This window comes from Anabaena sp. UHCC 0399, assembly GCF_034931465.1.
Lineage (GTDB): Bacteria > Cyanobacteriota > Cyanobacteriia > Cyanobacteriales > Nostocaceae > Trichormus > Trichormus minutissimus.
Genome location: NZ_JAYGGZ010000002.1, coordinates 57,969 through 78,774, shown reverse-complemented (window position 1 = coordinate 78,774; position 20,806 = coordinate 57,969). Strand labels below are relative to the sequence as shown.

Annotated in this window: 15 protein-coding genes; 7 read left to right on the top strand and 8 right to left on the bottom strand. The window is 42.4% G+C overall.

Annotated features, from left to right (window positions below; all coding sequences use genetic code 11):
* Positions 1–47: 47 nt before the first annotated feature.
* Positions 48–1,505 (bottom strand): glycoside hydrolase family 13 protein, encoded by a 1,458-nt coding sequence (locus tag VB693_RS01285; RefSeq protein WP_323264722.1) that lies wholly within the window; start codon positions 1,503–1,505, stop codon positions 48–50.
* Positions 1,506–1,754: 249 nt separating this feature from the next.
* On the opposite strand from VB693_RS01285, the gene VB693_RS01280 reads away from it, so the two are divergent.
* The 5 genes from VB693_RS01280 (at position 1,755) to VB693_RS01260 (ending at position 7,157) form a co-directional block, all read left to right on the top strand.
* On the top strand, positions 1,755–3,482 hold the full coding sequence (locus VB693_RS01280) for a S8 family serine peptidase (protein WP_323264721.1): 1,728 nt from the start codon (positions 1,755–1,757) through the stop codon (positions 3,480–3,482).
* An 83-nt stretch (positions 3,483–3,565) separates the two neighbouring features.
* Positions 3,566–3,844, top strand: a complete 279-nt coding sequence (locus tag VB693_RS01275; RefSeq protein WP_323264720.1) for a hypothetical protein — start codon at positions 3,566–3,568, stop codon at positions 3,842–3,844.
* A gap of 174 nt (positions 3,845–4,018) precedes the next feature.
* Positions 4,019–5,308: a glucose-1-phosphate adenylyltransferase gene (locus VB693_RS01270; RefSeq protein ID WP_323264719.1), complete on the top strand. Its 1,290-nt coding sequence runs from the start codon at positions 4,019–4,021 to the stop codon at positions 5,306–5,308.
* A gap of 77 nt (positions 5,309–5,385) precedes the next feature.
* Complete coding sequence (locus VB693_RS01265; RefSeq protein WP_323264718.1) at positions 5,386–5,946, top strand: AAA family ATPase; 561 nt, start codon at positions 5,386–5,388, stop codon at positions 5,944–5,946.
* A 209-nt stretch (positions 5,947–6,155) separates the two neighbouring features.
* Positions 6,156–7,157, top strand: coding sequence for a J domain-containing protein (locus VB693_RS01260; protein WP_323264717.1), 1,002 nt, complete (start codon positions 6,156–6,158; stop codon positions 7,155–7,157).
* A gap of 150 nt (positions 7,158–7,307) precedes the next feature.
* Here VB693_RS01260 and VB693_RS01255 read toward each other — a convergent pair whose 3' ends face one another.
* From VB693_RS01255 to VB693_RS01245, 3 genes are all read right to left on the bottom strand, one after another.
* Entirely contained in the window at positions 7,308–7,745 is a 438-nt protein-coding gene (locus tag VB693_RS01255; protein WP_323264716.1) for a BON domain-containing protein, read from the bottom strand.
* 628 nt (positions 7,746–8,373) lie between these two features.
* Complete coding sequence (locus VB693_RS01250; protein WP_323264715.1) at positions 8,374–11,610, bottom strand: efflux RND transporter permease subunit; 3,237 nt, start codon at positions 11,608–11,610, stop codon at positions 8,374–8,376.
* Positions 11,611–11,774: 164 nt separating this feature from the next.
* The gene (locus VB693_RS01245) at positions 11,775–13,154 is read right to left on the bottom strand and encodes an efflux RND transporter periplasmic adaptor subunit (protein WP_323264714.1); all 1,380 of its coding nucleotides are present in this window, start codon (positions 13,152–13,154) and stop codon (positions 11,775–11,777) included.
* A 549-nt stretch (positions 13,155–13,703) separates the two neighbouring features.
* Between VB693_RS01245 and VB693_RS01240 the strand changes: the two genes are divergently transcribed.
* Positions 13,704–14,243, top strand: a complete 540-nt coding sequence (locus VB693_RS01240) for a phycobiliprotein lyase (protein WP_323264713.1) — start codon at positions 13,704–13,706, stop codon at positions 14,241–14,243.
* A gap of 305 nt (positions 14,244–14,548) precedes the next feature.
* On the opposite strand, the gene VB693_RS01235 is transcribed toward VB693_RS01240, so the two are convergent.
* The 4 genes from VB693_RS01235 to VB693_RS01220 form a co-directional block, all read right to left on the bottom strand.
* On the bottom strand, positions 14,549–16,225 hold the full coding sequence (locus VB693_RS01235) for a choice-of-anchor I family protein (RefSeq protein ID WP_323264712.1): 1,677 nt from the start codon (positions 16,223–16,225) through the stop codon (positions 14,549–14,551).
* Between the two features lie 413 nt (positions 16,226–16,638).
* Positions 16,639–17,202, bottom strand: a complete 564-nt coding sequence (locus tag VB693_RS01230) for a Uma2 family endonuclease (protein ID WP_323264711.1) — start codon at positions 17,200–17,202, stop codon at positions 16,639–16,641.
* A gap of 163 nt (positions 17,203–17,365) precedes the next feature.
* Positions 17,366–17,797, bottom strand: coding sequence for a GNAT family N-acetyltransferase (locus VB693_RS01225; RefSeq protein WP_323264710.1), 432 nt, complete (start codon positions 17,795–17,797; stop codon positions 17,366–17,368).
* A 16-nt stretch (positions 17,798–17,813) separates the two neighbouring features.
* Entirely contained in the window at positions 17,814–19,526 is a 1,713-nt protein-coding gene (locus VB693_RS01220; RefSeq protein ID WP_323264709.1) for a diflavin flavoprotein, read from the bottom strand.
* Between the two features lie 345 nt (positions 19,527–19,871).
* Here VB693_RS01220 and VB693_RS01215 point away from each other — a divergent pair, with 345 nt between their 5' ends.
* Complete coding sequence (locus VB693_RS01215) at positions 19,872–20,540, top strand: Uma2 family endonuclease (RefSeq protein WP_323264708.1); 669 nt, start codon at positions 19,872–19,874, stop codon at positions 20,538–20,540.
* Positions 20,541–20,806: the final 266 nt, after the last annotated feature.

Genomic DNA, 20,806 nt, shown 5'->3' with positions numbered 1-20,806 from the left:
ATATTCGTATAATTTCTTTTCCTCCATCTCCCCATTCCCTACTTCCCTCAACCTAGGATGCAACCACTACGTGGGGGAATATTTAACGATAGTTGTTTTGTTTCTCCTTCACTATGCCAATTAAATTCTGCTGTACCGTATAACAATTGCTTGGTTTGAGTCTGGAAATTCGTAACATCTACATCAGTTTGTGCTGATGCTGTACCAACATTTACAGCAATAATTAATTCTTCTGTCCCTAAAGTACGGGTAAAAATGTAGATAGCTCCCTGTGCCGAGATAACTTTATAGTCACCTATGCGTAAAGCTGGATAAGTATGGCGTAAAGCAATTAATTGGCGGTGAGTATGATAAATCTCTTTATCCCAGTTAGCTTCTAAGGGAAACCCTCGACGGGAATCGGGGTCTAGTTTTCCCGGTAAACCAACTTCATCACCATAATAGATACTAGGCGCACCGGGAAAGGTTAGTAATAAAAAGGTGGCTAGTTCCACACTAGCTTTATCGCCACCAGCAATGCTAATTAACCTTGCTGTGTCGTGACTGGCGAGTAGATTGAGTTGAGTTAGCTGAATTTCCCAGGGGTAAAGTTGCAGTAATTCTTCAATTTTGGCGGCGTACTCAGCTGCAAATAAGGGCGGGTATGGTTGATAGTCGCGGTCTTGGACTTGTTCTAAGACTACGCGATCGCCTGCGGCAAAGGCAATGGTCGGCCCAGCAAATAAATAGTTCATCACGCCGTCAAATTGTGTACCATCTAGCCATTCACGGGAATCTCCCCACACTTCCCCCACAATATAAGCATCGGGGTTAATGGCTTTGACGCGATCGCGAAATTCTTGCCAAAAACCAGGGGTTTTAATTTCAAATGGTACATCCAACCGCCAGCCATCGATACCGAATTTTATCCAATATTCGGCAATTTCCATGATATATTCCCGGACTTCTGGGTTGTCATGATTAAATACAGGCAAGGCGCGGTTATCAGCCCAACCTACGTAGTTGGCGGGTAATTCACCGGTGTATGGTGCAAGCGGCCAGCCTTCAATTTTGAACCAATTCAGCCACGGGGAATGAGGGCCATTTTCTAAAATGTCGTGAAAGAAGAAAAATCCTCGGCTGGCATGATTAAATACTCCATCGAGAACAACTTTAATATTTCTTTGGTGGGCTGCATCTAGTAATTCTTTAAAGGCTGAATTGCCCCCTAGCATGGGGTCTACTTGATAATAATCATGGGTGTGATAGCGGTGATTACTGGCAGATTGAAATATCGGTGTGAAGTAAATGGCGTTAATGCCTAGGTCTTGGATGTAGTCTAATTGCTCTATAATTCCCCATAAATCACCGCCTTTGTAACCTTGCAGTGTGGGCATTGCTTCCCAATCTTCCCAACGTGCTTCACGTAACAGGCGTTTGTGGGGTTGGTTACTTCTGGCGAATCTGTCGGGGAAAATTTGGTAGAAGATGGCGTGTTTAACCCAATCTGGTGTTTGAATTTGCATGAATTTCTCTTTATTTGTTCAGTAGTATTTTGACTTTAAATTACATATTTGTGGTTCTTACTTGTGGTAGAGAATTTTTAATATTTATTTCACGCAGAGACGCAGAGGCGCAGAGAGGAGGAGGAAGGGGAGGAAGAGGAGTTATTTTGGGGTGATTAAAATTAGGTTTTATTTTCGGGTTGCTCTATTAAGTTGATGTTAATTATTAAGGTATGACTTAAATATATTTCGCCTGAAAATTGAGGTCAAATGAGATACGAAAAGCTTTCTCCTGGTCTGTTGTTGGCTTGGGATGATTTTCAACGGGAAGGGGAGTTGGCGTTAATTACACACGGGCGATCGCTGGGGATAATTGCTCCTAGAAATGTTATTAAACCTACTAAAAGTGTGGTTTTTATTTATTGTGAATATGACGCAGATTTAAGTCATCTTTCGCAATATGGTATTGAAATAAATCAAAATTCTGGTAGTGTACGAACGGCTTTTTTACCTCTAGAGAGTTTAGCAGTTTTAGCGGCAGAATCTGCAATTGAGCGCATTAAGCCATCCCGTAAACTTAAATTGCGGATGGATGTCGCACCCCAAGCTATTAAACTGTCGAGTTTTGTCAATAGAACTGGACTCACTGGTAAGGGGGTAATTATTGGCATTATTGATACTGGTATTGATGCCAAACACCCTGCTTTTGCTGGACGTATTTTCAGGATTTGGGATCAAACTTTGCCAGGACTAGGGGTGAATGAGGGTCGTTACGGTGCAGAATTGACGGGGGAACAACTTTATATCTCCCAAGATACGGAAGGTCACGGTACTCACGTTGCGGGAATTGCTGCGGGTGCTGATGCTGTCTATAGTGGTGTTGCACCAGAGGCGGAGTTAGTAATTATTAAGTCTGATTTGCAGGATGCTCACATTGCTGATGCTATCCGTTATATTTTTCGGGTGGCTGGTGAGTTGGGACGACCGGCTGTAGTAAATCTTAGCGTCGGTGGTCACGCTGATGCTCACGATGGTAGTGATTCTTTATCCCAAATTATCAATGCTGAATCTGGGATAGGTAGAATTGTTTGCTGTGCGGCTGGAAATGAGGGGAATGATAATATTCACGGTCAAGCTAATATTCCCAGTGGACGCAGTCGGGGTATGCGTTTTAATGTACCTCTGAATCAAATCGGCATGGTTTGGTTAAATGCTTGGTATACGAGTTCCGGTCAATTAGAGGTATCTGTGCGGAGTCCTAACGGTTTTGTTACTCCTTACCAAAAAATTATTACTGATGGTAATCCTTCCCAAAGTTATGATTTACCAGATTCTCAAGTAGAACTTGTCACACCAGACCGCGACCCGTCTAATGGGGATTATCATTTTTTTGTGCAGATTCGTGGTAGGGGTAGATCCCTTGTGCAAGGGGGTGTCTGGCAATTACGAGTCCGTAACACCTCAGCATCAGATACTATACTTGATGTTTGGACGCTAGATGATACCTTATCAGTGTTTTTTACTGGTAAAAGCGTCAAAGATGCAGTGAAAATCGGTTCTCCTGGCTGTGCTAGTAATGCAGTAACAGTGGCTGCTTATACTACTAAGGTCAAGTACGAAGATATCGATCGCCACATCCGCGAAATGGGTTTAGAATTAAACACTATTTCCGAATTTAGTAGTGAAGGCCCTTTAAGAAATCAAGCCCCCAAGCCAGATATAGCCGCACCAGGTGCAATGATTGTCTCTACACTTTCTAGTCATTTTAATAGCGATCGCTCTATGACGATCAATTCCCAATTTGTCGCCATGTCCGGTACAAGCATGGCTGCACCATTTGTCACCGGATTAATCGCATTATTATTACAGCGCGACCCCAAGTTAGACCCATCTACAATAAAAGACTTACTACGCCAAAATAGTTCTATCCCCGGCAAATCTCCCGGTACATTTGATCACAAATGGGGTTTTGGATTAATTGATACGGAGAAACTGTAACGTAGAGATGGAGAGACAAAGCAGAATTTTTCCCTGTCCCCTGTCCCCTGTCCCCTGTCACCTGTCACCTGTCCCCTTCCTCCATGAACTACCAAAAACTGGATGCTAGCTTGGTTTTAGCACTGGATGAGGTTTTAGATCCGGAGTTAGCGAGTTTAGTAGTATTTATCTATACCGAAACTAATTTAGATTCTACTGCAATTGCTGTTTTAGAAAATCTGGGTGTAAGTGGTATCAGCAGTGAACAAGATTTATTTACCACCACCCTATCACCTGATCAAATTGCCCAATTATCAGATCAACCTTGGGTGAGATTGATTAGGCGATCGCAAAAATTACATTTAAGGTATAGGAACTTTTGACCTAGCGGACTCGGTTGGGATATAGCCTATTGCTTGATGATTTTAGGCAGTGAGATACATCACCAGTAGGGTTTAGCAAAATTCATTAGACATAATCTTTGATCCCCCCTTACCAGTTGCTACAGAGAGTCCTAAACTGTAGGTGGGAGTTGAAAGGCAGTTGGGAGACATCTTGTGAAAAAAGTATTAGCAATTATTCTTGGAGGTGGTGCAGGTACTCGCCTGTACCCATTAACCAAACTACGTGCTAAACCAGCAGTACCAGTGGCAGGGAAGTACCGTTTAATAGATATCCCTGTCAGTAATTGCATAAATTCAGAAATTTTTAAAATCTACGTCCTGACACAATTTAACTCAGCTTCCCTTAATCGTCACATCGCGCGTACTTATAATTTTAGTGGCTTCAGTGAAGGGTTTGTGGAAGTGCTGGCAGCACAACAAACACCAGAAAACCCCAACTGGTTTCAAGGTACAGCCGATGCGGTACGTCAGTATCTGTGGATGCTACAAGATTGGGATGTAGACGAATTTTTGATCTTGTCAGGAGATCACCTCTACCGGATGGATTATCGCTTATTCATCCAGCGTCATCGCGAAACGAACGCCGATATTACTCTGTCTGTAATTCCCATCGACGATCGCCGCGCCTCAGATTTCGGTTTAATGAAAATTGATCAGTCTGGGCGAGTGATTGATTTTAGCGAAAAACCCAAAGGCGAAGAATTAGCTCAAATGCGTGTCGATACCACTATTTTGGGATTGACTCCAGAACAAGCCGCATTACAGCCCTATATCGCCTCGATGGGGATTTATGTATTTAAAAAAGATGTTTTGATCAAACTTTTGAGAGAAGCTTTAGAACGGACTGATTTTGGTAAGGAAATTATTCCTGATGCCGCCAAAGATCACAATGTTCAAGCTTATTTATTTGATGATTACTGGGAAGATATTGGGACAATTGAAGCTTTTTACAATGCCAATTTAGCCCTAACACAGCAACCATTACCGCCGTTTAGCTTTTACGACGAAGAATACCCAATATACACCCGCGCTCGTTATTTACCACCAACCAAACTATTAGACTGTCACGTCACAGAATCAATAGTTGGGGAAGGCTGTATTTTGAAAAACTGCCGCATTCAACACTCAGTTTTGGGAGTGCGATCGCGGATTGAATCAGGTTGTATTATCGAAGAATCTTTACTCATGGGTGCTGACTTCTATCAACCTTATGTAGAACGTCAGTGCAGTATAGAGAAAGGCGATATCCCTGTAGGCATCGGCCCGGATACCATTATCCGCCGTGCCATCATCGATAAAAATGCCCGCATCGGTCACGATGTCAAAATTATCAATAAAGACAACGTGCAAGAAGCAAACCGCGAAAACCAAGGTTTCTACATCCGTAGTGGGATTGTAGTCGTCCTGAAAAATGCCGTCATCCCTGATGGAACAATTATCTAAAATAGTGCTGAGTAATGAGTAATGAGTTATGAGTGCTGAGTTTGAGGTTATTAGTAATGAGTTTGAGGTTATTAGTAATGAGTACAATTTCTAATTACTCTCAACCCCTGACTCCTAACGTATCACTCACCACTCTTTACTCACCACTCTTTACTCACTACTCACTACTCAGCACTCAGCACTCACCACTCATCTTGCTAATTGGTCTTCCTGGTAGCGGTAAGTCAACTTTAGCAAAGCAATTAATAGCAGAATGCCCCCTGATGCAGCTAATTTCTACAGATGCCATCAGGGGGCAATTATTTGGTTCAGAGGCAATTCAAGGGTCTTGGATGCTGATTTGGCGGGAAATTGAACGACAATTACAGCAGGCTATATCTACAGATAAAACCGTCATTTTTGATGCTACCAACGCCCAACGCCGCCATCGTCGGGAAATTATTACTCTAACCCGTGGCATAGGCTTTACTCACATTACAGGGGTGTGGGTAAAAACTCCCGTTTGGCTGTGTTTAGCCAGAAATCAAAAACGCGATCGCACTGTCCCAGAAGAAATTATCCTACGAATGCACCGCCAACTCCGCGATGCACCCCCCAGCCGAGAAGAAGGACTAGATGAATTAGTCATGAGTCATTAGTTTTTCTCCATCTGCTACCTTGTCTTCCCCGATCCCAATCCCCAAGTACGGTAATCGCGCCGATCCAATGAGCATGAACCACACTTGATTATCTATATTATTTGTTAATTTAAAATCAGAATTATTTATGCTTGGCATTATACCTAGCAAAAATAAAATCTTGCATCTTAGAAAAAAACTTAAAGGAAATTTTTATAGGAGGCTGGTAGATGGCTGCAACCGACTTCAAAGACTATTACACGATTTTGGGAGTTAGTAAAACTGCCAGTCAAGAAGAAATTAAACAAGCTTTTCGTAAATTAGCCCGCAAGTATCACCCTGATGTTAATCCAGGTAACAAGCAGGCAGAAGCAAGTTTTAAAGAAGTTAACGAAGCTTACGAAGTGTTGTCAGATGTAGACAAACGCAAAAAATATGACCAATTTGGTCAATATTGGCGACAAGTTGGTGAGGGTGGCTACCCAGGTGGCGGTGCTGGTGTCGATATGGGTGGCTTTGACTTCAGCCAATACGGCAATTTTGATGAGTTTATCAATGAATTACTAGGACGCTTTGGTGGTGGTGCGCCTCGCGGTGGACCACAAAGCTATTCTTATGGGACTCCTGGCGGTAGACCAGGGGGTGGTTATGGTGGCTTTGGTGACTTTGGTTTTCAAGATGTCGGTGCAGGTGGCGCACAAGATACAGAAGCGGCTATTACTTTAACTTTTGCAGAAGCTTTTGCCGGTTCTCAAAAGCGTTTTAGCTTAGGTAACGAAACGCTAGATGTGCGTATCCCACCTGGTGCAAAACCGGGTAATCGCCTGCGGGTAAGGGGTAAAGGTCAATTTAACCCCATGACTCAACAACGAGGGGATTTATATTTAAAGGTGGAATTACAACCGCATTCATTCTTCCAGATTGAAGGCGATCATCTTGTCTGTGAAGTGGCGATTACTCCCGATGAAGCTGCTTTAGGTGCGTCCATTGATGTACCTACACCCGATGGTAGTGTGAATGTGAAGTTACCGGCTGGTGTGCGTTCTGGTCAATCTTTGCGTTTACGAGGTAAAGGCTGGCCTCTCCCCAAAGGTGGACGTGGTGATCAGTTGGTGAAGGTGGCGATCGTTCCACCGAAAGACATGAGCCAGCAAGAACGAGAATACTATGAAAAAATCCGGGCTATTCGCACCTACGATCCCCGTAGTCATTTACAACAGGTCAAACTTTAAATTCATAATTACGTTTTGTAATGGGGATTTTCCCTCGATACAAAACGTGTTGCTTATAGAAACAGGGGACTGATACCTCTACAATTTCTTACAATAAAAAAGAGAAGGTAAAAATATATTTTTACCTTCTCTTTTTTATCTATAGAGCATCTAAAACTTGTTCGTAGCTTTCATTTGTGCCTCTATTGTGACACTCTTTACACCTTTGACTTCTTTAACTAACTTTTCAGCTTTTTTCAGTTCTTCTTTAGAAGTAGCTGTGCCTTTAATGATAATTTCACCATCCTTATTTTCTACTTCTAATTTAGTCCCTGGTAAGCCGGTCTTTAGCTTATTAGTAACTGTGTTTTTTAAATCTAACTCTGCTTTTCCTAATGAGGTTTTCTGATCCTGCGTTTTGGCTTTAGTATCTGTGCTAGCTGCTGGAATAGTTGTTGGTTTTGCCGTAGATTTGATAGTTTTATCTGTTGTTTGAACAGTTCCATCTGTAGTTTTAGGAGTTTCTGAGGCATTTTTAGCAGCCTCTTCACAGCCAAAAGCACCAACTAATAAAAAACCAGTAACGATAAAGGTAATTAGCTGTTTCATATTTATTTCCTACTTGAATATTTGAAGTGATTAATTGAGGTTTTTTTCAGACTCAGGAGCAAATTTTAAACCATGATAAAACTTGAGACGGTAAATATTTATAGCCAGCCAATATAGCTGTGACTAGAAACTTATACGTCTATTGAATCCTGAAATCCGCAAGCTTATTTGGAGAATTTTAAAATTCTTAAATGACAATTCAACAGTAACAATTTGATTTTTAATAAACTGAATAAGCCTTATAGGAAAAGCAAATTACAAAATAAAACCAATATAAATACTTAATACTGAGTGGCCGTCAAAGATAAGACCTCTTGCAAAAGTCCGAAAATGAGATGTGTCATTCTGAATGAAATGTAGAATCTTTGAGATGTTTCGCTTTGCTCAACATGACAGCTTCAGCATTTATGCAAGAGATCGATAGTAACCTGGCAGGGGAGTGCTAATAATTAAACCGCACCTAGCCCAAATCAATAGCATCGATGGGCTAGGCGCGGTTATTGTGATGAAAGCCAATTTTGGTAGTTAGGCAAGGCTTTTAGAGTCATGAAACCTGGTATTGCCTACCTTACAGTTATTAAGAATGGGGCAATATATCAGACTGGAAAGCCTAGCATTTAGTGCCTAATTATACTTTGTTTAATTTTCTTTTCCATAGACGTAGCCACAAAGACAATGACTTGATCCAATTTCCTCCTAGCAAATCGTGAAGTAGGGTATAAAAGCAAGGGATAATAAATAATGTCAAGATGGTTGCCAAGGATAAGCCAGAAAACACGACTACACCTAATGGTTGGAGAAATTCTGAACCTTCACCAATTCCCAATGCTAACGGGAACATACCTAAAACTGTGGTGATGGTAGTCATTAAAATGGGGCGTAACCTTTGGGGTGCAGCTTTCAAGATAGCAGTTTTGCGGTCAATTTGCTCTCGTTCACGGATTTGGTTGGCTAATTCCACCATGATGATGGCGTTGTTAACCACAATTCCTACGAGTAAAACCGCACCAACAATTACCGTTGCACCAATGGCAGTTTGAGTCAGGTAAAGTCCAAAAATACCACCAGCTAAGGCTAGGGGAATTGTGAACATAATGGCTAGGGGGTCAATGAGGGAATTGTACTGCACCGCCATAACTACAAACACCAGAAAGGAAGCTAATCCGCCTAGAATTTGCAGTGAACTTTGAAGTTCTTGATTCGATGCGGCTGCTGAACTGGGTAAGACGCTGACACCTTCTGGTAAGTCTAGGCTATCTACTACTGTTTGTACCTGTGCTAAGGCATCACTCAAGCTAGCCCCTTCTGTTAAGTTGCCGGCAAAGATGGCAACTTGGCGTTGGTTGATGCGCTGAATCTCTCCTGGGGCTTGGTCTTCGACAATTTGGGCAACATCACTTAAGCGGACTTGGCGATTGCCATCTACAAATAAGGGTAATCTCTGAAGTTGAGAAGGTGTTTGTACTGATGTTTCATTTAATTGCACCCTGACATCTACTAATCGGTTGTCCCGTTGTAATTGAGTGGGGACGCTGCCTTCCAGGGCTGTTTGAATTGTGTTGCCGATATCTTGGGTAGTTAGTCCCAAAGCTGCAACTCGTTCCCAGTCAGGACGAATTTGAATTTCTGGCTGTCTGTCATCGGCATCGGGGCGGAATCTGGATAGGGTGGCGCGTTCTTCTAAGGCTGCTAAAACTTGACGACCAGCTTCTTCTAAGGTTTGTGAAGTATTACCCTGAAGAATGACGTCAACATCAGCATTGCGGACAGGGGAGTTATTAGCAATTAAACCCCGGACTTGACCAGGGGATAGGCGGAGGCGAATGCCTGCTAAATTTAACTTGTTAAAAGCTTGGGTGACTGTTTCAACGTAAGTATCTATATTACTACCGGGTTTGAGGGTGATATTACTGGTACCGCGCAGGGGATTAGCATTGGTATTAGTCCCAAACAATGCACCCCCGGCTGTAGAGAAAACATATTCTGTTTCTGGTTGTTGGCGGATGATGTCTTCCACCGCACTCATGACTTTGCGGTTAGTTTCTAGAGGCGTACCTGGGGGAAACTGGGCGAATAAATTGGCTTGTCCTGTGTTGATGCGGGGGAGAATTTGTTGCGGGATTTGGGGGGTCATCCACAAGCTACCACCACCAAATAGGATAATTGCGATCGCGATCGTGACTAACCGCCAGCCTAATATCATTCTTAAGAAGCCAGCATACATCCCGGTAGCTGCTTCAAAGCTGCGATTAAACTGCCGCAATAGCCAAAATTCGTTTAAATAACTAGAGACTTGCCATCCTAACATTCGAGAGGCGAGCATTGGTACAACGGTAGCGGCAATCACAATGGAAGTAGCTACCGAAAAGCTAATGGTGAGGATTAATTCATTAAATAGTAAAGCAATAAACCCCCCAATTAGTAAGAAGGGTAACACTGCTACTAAGTTGGTACTAGTAGAGGCAATTAAAGCTGATTCTACTTCTCTACTACTTTGTTCTGCTTGAAAAATTACTTCCTTCTGATGCAAACGCCTTTTATTATCCTTGCCAGGAGTCATACCAACACCCTCGGCAATATTTTCTAACATGACAATGGAGTTGTCTACGACAATACCAACACCCAAGGCTAAACCACCCAAACTAAAAACGTTGAGAGTTAAGCCAAACACCCCCATCAAGATAATTGCTGCTAGGGTAGCTAAGGGAATGGCAATGACGATAATAAAAGTTTGCCTGAGAGAACCAAGAAATAAGAGAACTGCGATCGCGGCTAGTGCTGTACCAATTAGCCCAGAAGTTGTAACATTGGAAATAGAATTACGGATAAACTTTGATTCATCTAAGGTGGGTGTCATAATTGTCCCTTCAGGGACAACATTAGATTGTTGCAACTGTTCTAAACGTGTTTTTACCGCATCAACTACGTTGATAGTATTCGCATCTGGCTGCTTTTGAATACTGACTTTGACGGCTGGTTCACCGTTAAGGGAAACATAAATCCTTTGTTGTTCTGAACCGTCGATAACTTCGGCAAAGTCTCTTAAATAGACGCGACGATTTGGTGTAGAAGACGGGGAACTTGATGCTGGGGAAGATACTTCAAAAGATAAGTTTTTAATTTCATCCGCACTTTTAAAGCGTCCTACAGTCCGGGTTAGTGGCTCAGAATTCGCTCCCAAAATTCTACCGCCAGAAATGTCTTGGTTGCGGTTTCTCAACTCATCTAGAACATCGGTTAAACCGATACCCAAAGCTTGCAAGCGGTCTAAATCAAGGTTGACTCTAATCTCTTCTTGCAAACCTCCTGACACAGCTACCCCTGCGACTCCAGGGACAACACCTAATTCACGGGCGAGTTCTTCTTCGGCAAATACCCGCAAATCTACCCCGCTTAAGGAAGGGGAAGTTAATGCAAATTCGTAAACAGGTAACTGTGAAGGGTCTATTTTAAATAAGCGTGGTGATTCAATGCTGTCTGGTATGGTGCTTCTAGCTCTATTAAAGGCAGCTGTGGCATCGTTTAAGGCTTGGTCAATATTTCCCCCAGGTTGGAAGTATAAATCTATGCTTACTTGTCCTTCACGAGTTTGAGAAAAAACCTGTACCACTCCCTCAGTAGCAGTAAAAGCTTCTTCTAGAGGTTTGGTGACTTCATCAATTGCTACCTCTGGAGAAATACCGGGGGCTTGTATGCGTACACCAATTCGCGGATAGGTAATTGAGGGCAATAAGTCTACAGGTAGTTTAATAACGAAAAAGATACCTAAAACTATTACTGCTAAGGTTAGCATCAGTGTGCCAATATGTCGGCGAATAGATATGGCACTGATACTAAATCCGCCGTTTTTATTTACTTGCTGCATCTCTTGGCTTCACTCCCATTTAAGCCCCTTTGAGGGAATTCAAAATTCAAAAAACTGATTTTTTACTAAACTCACCACCGGCTAAACGCCGCGCTACCGCTAACACCACTCATTACTCATTACTCATTACCGGCTAAACGCCGCGCTACCGCTAACACCACTCATCACTTCTCCTGTGGTGTTTCTGAAAGAATGGAAAGACGTACAGTTTCCCCATCTTTTAAAGGTCTACCACTACGAACGACATAGCGATCGCCTGGTTGTAAGCCGGATAAAATTTCGACTTTGCCATCAGCCTTTTTACCTAGGGTGACAGCACGAGATGTAACTTTGGTTTTACCTTCTGAGTCTGTCACGACGTAGAGTTTACCATTCTGTTCTTCTGCTGCACCTGGGGCGATGGTTTTGGCTGACTTTTGCAAGGCTGTTTGTGACACCACTACGCGCTGTGGTTTTTCGGTGGCAAAATTAACTCTTGCTAGTAACCCGCTACTGATGTTGTTGTTACTGTTGGGAATCACTACTTCCACTGGGATTAAGCGGGCTGTTGCATCGGCGGTGGGAGAAATGCGGGTGACTCTACCAATTAATTTTTCTTGGGGGAAAGCATCTAAGCGTACTTGTACAGACTGCCCTACCTGAATTTGGCTTAACTCTAATTCGGAAACTTGTACGACAACTTTGATTCGGCTAAAGTCCCCAAGTTTTAAAGCTTCACCACCTGCTTGTAAGAGATTTCCTGGTTCTGAGACTTTTTCGGTGACGACACCAGTGATGGGAGATGTCAGACGAGTATATGATCTGCGTTCTTGTGTTTGGGCTAATACTGCTTTTTGGGCAAATACTCTACCTTTAGCGGCGGCTACAGCTTGTTGTTCGGTGCGGACTCGCTCTTGGGTAGCCCGCAGTGCTTGGGCGGCTGTTTGAGCTTTGGTGTTTGCTTGTTCAGCCATCTGCTCAGAGATTGCCCCTTCTTTGAATAATTGTTGCTGGCGGTTAGCATCTGCTTGGGCTTGTACTAACTCTAGCCGCGCCCTTTCTACTTCCGCACGGGCATTACTGACTTGGGTTGTAGCTCTGGCTACTTCTGATTGCAAGGCTGCTAGTTCGGCTTCGGCTTGTTTTAAGTTGGTTAATAGCAGGGTGTCATCTAATTGAGCAAGGGTTTGCCCTTTTTTGACTGTATCACCGACATCTGAGTTTAAAGATAATAGTCTGCCTTCTACTTGCGATCGCAGCGATATGATCTGAAATGGTGTGGTTGTACCTGTATATTCTATTTGTGGTTGCAATCTATCTATCCGAGCAATCGCTACATCTACAGGTGTTGCTTGACCACCTTCTCCTCTAGTGGGTGGCTGAGGCTGTGCCGTAGCTGATTCTTTTGGTAAAGAGCCACAACTAGCAGTTAACATACCCATGCTGAATAGACAAGCTATAAATAGGAAATAGGAAACCCTGCTTTTATCAGTATGATTTTTCACACGGCAATTTATGTGTGTGTTATTTGACTGCTCAAGAGGTGTGTAAGTTGGCTGTTTCATCGATTTTTGCTGTAATTTTGGCTCAAAATTATCTATTTAGCTTGTTTAAACAAGTTTTTGACATAACAGCTTTTGGTAACCAAACAAACCCGTGTATATGTTGCTGGTAGAGAAATCTGGAGAATATACAAATTGTTTTGAAAAGGGTTTTTGCGTCAAACTTTACTATGTTTACAAAATAATGTCAAAACTAGTTTTTCTAATACATTGCTAATGCACAGGCAAAACACATTTGATATTTGATTTGACTATAACATTGGTATAAATTCGAGCAAAAAAGCACTTGAATATCCCAAAGTATAGGACTTGTGGCAATCCAAATCACTAAATAATTTATCTTCTGACATTGCCGACAGTATTGTTTGAAATATAAATAGTTAGCTTTACTAAATATATATCTTAATAGTAACAAAAACGCCAGGGCAATTACTGGGAATTTTCGGTATTTATCCAATATATTAAAAATTCTAAACTAACATTGCCTTTTATCCTCATGTATTATATGGGTAAAGCCAAATTTTTATTCCTTTTAGGTGAGGACAATTACGAGTGATATCACCGTTAAAAGTTGCACACACTGCTGATGAATCCCAAATCATCGAATTTTTTCAAGAATCAGTTGGTCAGTGGCTCTCAGAAAGACGTTATTACACTCTCCCGGACGGTGATACCAAAGAAATACAGAGCATGATCACCATCCGATTTTTAGAAGCAGGATGTGATCAATTGCAACAGCTAGCGCACATACACAATTTAAATAATGCAGTGATGTTAATTTGCGGTGCTGAAGTTAACTGGTCTAGCACAGACACCCTCAAAAATCGGCAGGAGTCCCAAGGGTCTACATTATTTGGGGCTTTAGGAAGCACATTATATCGCGATCGCGGTTTTGCCACATCTAAGCCAGTCACAGCCAAGTATTCTTTCCCTAACCCCAAAACTCTATGTCTGCGGACAGAGTATAACGGTTCAGTCTTTGAGGAAGAATTAAAGTTAGTTGGGAGTAAATATCGTACCAGACAAACGATTATTTCCCGCGCTGGTGAACAGTTAATGATTGGGCAGTATTTAGAAAAGAGAATAGATTAATTTGTGGTGGCGATGGCGTACCGATCTCGCTCTCACCCTGGTATATAGCCAATCATCCTTCATTCTTGAGAATTTAGAACCCCAGTTTCTCTGAGAAACCGGGGTTCTAAATTCTTGCACTTATCAGAAATCTGCTTTAACGTGAGTTCGACGAATGAAAAAACCCCTCTCCAAACCTCTCTGCAAGGAGAGAGGCTTTTAAACCCCATTCCATTTTTCGTTGATATGTTAGCTCTTTACTCCCCTCTCCGACGCGGAGAGGGGCTGGGGGAGAGGTCAAAAAGACTTGTCGAACTCACGTTGCTTTAGTTTTGACGCTTAAATTTCAGCATACCCATTGTAGCCGCAGCTAATAAGCCAAAGATAGTTCCAGGCTCCGGTACAGATTTTATCCCATCATCAATTGAGAAAATAGTTGTAGTTCCACTGACCTCACTGGCTGTCACCAATAAGGGGTTACCATTGGGGCTATCTTGGGCTGAAATGAAGAGAAGCCCCTCTAATCCTAAGTCTCCCACGGCGGGATTAGTTTTATCATCTATGGCTGTACTAACGTTGAAATCACGATTGTTAGCGTATTTAACAAAAGTAGGTTTAATTGGGTCGGTGATATCATAGACCATCACACCCCCAACACGCTCTAATCCAACGAAGGCGTAAAAGCGACCGTTAATTTCGGCTATTTTGACATCTTCTGGTTCTGGGCCTTTGTTGTCACTGCGGTTATCAAAGTTGTTCTCTTCATGATCAGAGTTGAAAAATTCAGGTAGAAGTTGGGCAGTAATTTGCTCAAAGTCATCGCCACTATCATAGACTTGCTTGAGTTCACCTGTGTCTTCGTCCCACTCAAAAATTGAAAAGGAACGACCACCAAAAGCGTAAATCTCTTCAAACAGACCTTCACTATTCTTGCCGAGAGTTGTGGTGACTGTTAAACGACCCAAGTTGGCATTATTTTTCAACGCACCAGCATTAGGAAAAGCTGTGGGGTCGAGTACATAAGTAGGGTCATTTACCCTGGTTTCTTCTGAAAAACCAGTGTAGTCACGAGCATCACCCTCGTTAGCTGTGAGAATATAGGTTTTGCCATTAAGTGTATAGGAAGTTATACCATCGGGTTGGTACATCCCTAAAACTGGCCAGTTAGCAATGTTGATAGCATTATCGCGATCGCTCGCATCAAAGCCATTTCCTGGTAGGCTATGATCCTTGAAACCTAAAGGAATAATGTCTGTAAACACATTATTGATCAAGTCGAGGGTAGCGATCGCATTATTTTCCTGCAAAACCACCCAAGCCTTAGTAGAATCTTGAGAAACAGTAATGTACTCTGGCTCTAAATCCTGAGCAACAGTAGCATTAGGGCCAAAGATTCTTACTCCCGCAGTTCGTAGCTGATCAATCTGGCTGTTAAATTGGGTAAAGCCAGCATTAGTGACACTAAAATCAGCAAGATTAATAATACTCACTGAGCCTTCTGGGTCAATGCTATCGGCTTGATTGTAACTATTTGGTTCACCCTCGTTCGCTACTAACACACGAGTTCCATCGGGTGTAAAGGTGAGCATATCAGGCAACGCTCCCACAGCGACAGAATTCAGGAAATCACCATTGGCGTTAAAAAATACAGCCTGACCATTATTTTGCTTGGTAGATGCTTCCACTGCTGCTACTAGCAAGCCATTCTTGAAGGCGATGCTATTAGCCCCACCACCATAGGTAGTAATATCAAGAGTCTTAAATAATGAAGGCTTAGTTGGGTCACTAATATTGATGATGTCAATACTGTTAGTGCTTCCATTGCTTATAAACAGTCTTTTCGTCACAGGGTCATAAGTCGGGATTTCTGCTCCCCCTCCACCGAAGATACCTGTGTTGTAAGTACCAATAGGTTTGAGCGTCAATGCTGCTGCTGGAGTTGCCATTGCTCCTAACAAAATAGCAGATGGAGCTAGTAGGGCGATAAGCTTTTTGATAGACATGATTGTAGTGAATTTTGAAACGCTTAACTTCTTGATTTCAGACACGGTGTACCTCTTTTCCGCCGATTGAACACATGAAAATTCGCCCACCAAGCTCTAATTAGGGCTTGCTGAATAATTCATGTATGTTTGCCGAGTAGACTAAATCAGTCGGAAGTCGTCACGCGGAGTTAGACGAATCACGAATTACGGGTACATCTGAAAAGTTATTCGTTTTAAGTTAAGCAATTTATAACTAAAGGTTAACTAAAGATTAAGTACAGTGTTTTCACTTAATCTTTATCTAAGCAGGATAAAGCTTTATCTAAGATTTGCACTTGCATCCAGTAGCATTTCGCCTGTAAATTTGCTCAACAATAATACCAGTATCTTGGAAATACGGGGCTGTCAAATCTCATCAAGCAAAAAGATGACTATATATGTAACTCAAACCCAGGCAAAACATCTTCACCAAGAAGTAGAGTTGGCATTTTCACTATTTCTTTTAGCTGTCCCTGGCGGTAAATTTCTACCTCTCCATCTTGAGGGTTAATTAACCAGCCTAAGCGCAAGCCATTATCTATATATTCCTGCATCTTATCTTGGAGAGACTTAAGGCGATCGCTCTTGGATCTCAGTTCTATGAGAAAATCTGGCACTAGTGGCGGAAATTTCTCCCGTTCCTCAATAGTTAGTGCTTCCCATCGTGACAATTTTACCCAAGCTGCGTCAGGCGATCGTTTTGCTCCATTCGGTAGCCGGAATATTGTTGATGAACTAAAAACTACTCCTAATTTTGTTTGGCGATTCCAAATACTCAAATTAGTAATCAAGCCTGCTTCGAGAATACCAGTTTCTCCTCCCACTGGTGGCACAATGATCAATTCTCCGGTTGCACTGAGTTCTAGATTTAAATCCCGATTTGCCATGCACAGCCTATAAAACTGCTCGTCAGTGAGGCGAACTGCTGGTTCTAAATTTATGACAACAGTATCCATTGAACTGCTCCTTCCCAAAAGTTGGGAATTGGAAGTGCGATTAGATTAGCTAGCGTACAAAAATATTACCTAACCTAATGAGTGGCATCAAGAAAAAACTGTAATTTTTTCAGTATCAGGGGCGTAAATTCATACGCCCCTAGCAAGGTATTTTCAAAGCAAGTTAGATTGGTGCGTCCCACTTCTCCATAAAGCGATTTGGATAGTTAAGTTCGGTGAATCCAAATTGTCGATACAATTCATGAGCATCTTGCGTTGCCAACAACCACCGACGCAATCCCTGCAATTCAGGGTGGGAAGTAATTGTTTTGAGCAGCCACTTGCCTAAACCTTGCCCACGAAAAGGCTCTAAAACAAACACATCAGCAACATATGCAAATGTGGGATAGTCTGTTACGAGGCGGGCAAAGCTAATCTGTTGTTTCTCTTGATATAAGCCGAATACCAGAGAATTTTGAATGGATAGCTGGAGAACCTCAAGCGATAAACCCTTACCCCAGTAGGAATTAGATAGAAACTGGTGTATCACATTCAAGTTTAGCTGATTGATATCTGTGCTGATGGAATACTCACCTTGCAACCACTCTCTAACCATAAAATTGGCACAATAATTAATAATGGTTGCCTGACTTACGGTGATGTACAGCCGTCACACCATCCTGATTTAGCACTTTGCCATTCTCGACAGTCGCATAAACCAACCAATGATCGCTTGATTCCAGGCGGTTTTGTACTGAACATTCCAAGTATGCTAAAGCATCCTTAAGTATAGGACTGCCGTTTTCTGCTTCTTCAGTGGCGACATCAGCAAATCGGTCTTGTGCTGGGCTAAAGGGTTTGAGGAACTGTTTCATCAATCCCAAATGATTGCCTTCTTTGAGGATATTCAGGACAAATTTATCACCTGAGTGTGTTAGGCTTTCCACTGCCCTATCTTTAGCAACGGCAATAGTTAAACCAGGAGGATTAAAGCTAGCTTGCGCCACCCAAGAGGCTAACATCGCGCTGGAAATATCCCCTTGCTTGGCGGTGACAACACACAAAGAACCCACGAGTCGCCCCACTGCTTGTTCTACGTTGGTGGCGGGTTGGCTGGATGCACGAACTTTTTTAGCTTTCTTCAGGGTTTGGGCGAAGTCAGTTCCGGCTTCTTCACACAATTGCAAAGTTGCATCGTCGGGTTTGAATTTCACGCGAATAGCATCAAAACCAAACCGATAACCAGCATCTTTGAGTTTGCTTTCAATTAAATCAACCGCTTCCCCACTCCAGCCAAATGAACCAAACACACCTGCAAGTTTATTGTTAGTGGCGGTGGATAAGACAATTCCTAACGCTGTTTGCACTGGTGTAGGTGCATGGCCGCCAAGGGTAGGCGAACCAATGACAAAACCATCCGACTTTTCCACAGCCGCTCGGATTTCTTCTGGTTCGGTAAATTCGCAGTTAATTGATTCTACCGCCACGCCGGCTTTAGTAATCCCCCGCGCGATCGCCTGAGCTAATGTTGCTGTATTTCCATAGGCTGAAGCATAAATCAATGCAACTGTCAAGTCAGCCGAGGCTTGTTGTTGAATCCATTCTCGATAGGCGTGGGTAAGTTCAATTAAGCCGTAACGGACTATCGGCCCGTGTCCGGTGGCGTACATCCGCACAGGTAAATCAGCGAGTTTATCTAGTGCTGTTTCTACTTGTTTGCCGTGGGGTGCAATCACACAATCGAAATAATAGCGGCGATCTTCGTTGATAGATTGCCAACCTTCATCAAATACTTGATCACCGCAAATATGCGCTGCAAATAATTTATCAGAGTAGAGAATTTCGGTTTGGGGGTCGTAGGTGCAGAGTGCATCTGCGTAGCGGGGATTGGGTGTGGGGATAAATTGCAAATGATGACCTTTGCCTAAATCTAGGGTTTCGTCGCCCCGCATAACGAGAATTGGTAACTCCTGATTTTCTAACGCACCCCGTAAATTAATTGCCCCTGGATTGGAACAAACGAAAGTAATTTGCGGTGCGACTTCCAGTAAGGCTTTGAGGGTAGCAGCACGGTTAGGGTTAACGTGACCGAGAATTACATAATCAATAGCTTTGACATCAAACCGTTGCTGTAAAGCTTCCAGGTAAATTTGCGTGAAGGTTTCTCCTGGGGGGTCAATCAGAGCAAATTTATCGCCTTGAATTACATAAGAATTAGCTGTTGTACCCTTGGCGAGAGCATATTCAATTTCAAATCTTAATCTAGACCAACTGCGCGATCGCACAATTATGGTATCAGTGCCAATAGGCATCACTTGAATGTCACGGGGTTTAGTTAATGGCATGATAAGTCACTTGTTTTTCAAGTATTTTTTGATAAATTCATCACTGGATTTAAACCATTGCCATAGTGTAGGCAGAGTCCACAACTGTAGTAAATGAATAGCTATTTATCATTAAAGCTTAGTTTGTTTGATTAGATTTTCAGCGTTTATTATGGATAAGATAGCTGTTTAGTAATTATAGATATCGGAATTTGGACTTAGTTTTAGTAGGGTGCGTCAGTATGAATAATTGCTTGGTGTAGTTAAGTTTTCTGACACTGACGCACCCTACATAATCCCTTAACAGAGCGATCGCAAAAGACAACGCTGTTACAATAAAGCCATACTCGATGCCGTATCCATCCTATGACCATCGCTCCAGAAAAAAATCCGCAAACAGGCATCTGCCAGGATGTTATATTTCCTCCTAGTGACATATTTAGCGATGAACCACCCTTGGAAAGCGATCTACATCTAGAGCAAATCATGCTCTTACTCCAATGTTTAAAATGGCTGTGGCGTGAGAGGAATGATTTTTATGCGGCGGGAAACTTGACGATTTACTACAGTCCCTATCAACGTAAATCAGAATTTTTCCGAGGGCCGGACTTTTTTGTAGTGCTAGGATGCGATCGTAAAACCAGAAAAAGTTGGGTTGTTTGGGAAGAACATGGCAAATATCCCAATGTCATCGTTGAAATTTTATCTGACTCTACAGCTGACACAGACAAAAATTTAAAGAAAACAATTTATCAAGACACCTTCCGCACGCCGGATTATTTTTGGTTTGATCCTAACACCTTAGAATTTGCGGGGTTTCATTTATTAGATGGAGAATATCAACCTCTGCAACCCAATGAACAAGGGCATTTATGGAGTCAACAATTAGGATTGTATCTGGGTGTGGATGAGGGATTATTGCGTTATTTCACACCAGATCATCAACTAGTACCCACATTGGAAGAAATTGCACAACAAGCAGAACGTCTTGCAGCAAAACTGCGGGAGTTAAATATCGATCCAAATACAATATGAGTATTTTAGGCAACAATATTTCATCTGTTCACTGGTCTAGCATTGGCGATCCTTGTGAAAAAGATGCAATCATTATGGAGTAGGCGAGAACTAATGGTAATATCACGCCTTGAGCAACTTTTTCTTAGACCTAACCCCCAACCCCTTCCCTGCAAGGGAAGGGGAGCAAGAATTAAAGTAGAGACGTTGCATGCAAAGTCTCTACAATTGCAGGCTACGGTGTACACATAAGTTGCTGCATCGACATTGTGAATGTATCGCGTGAC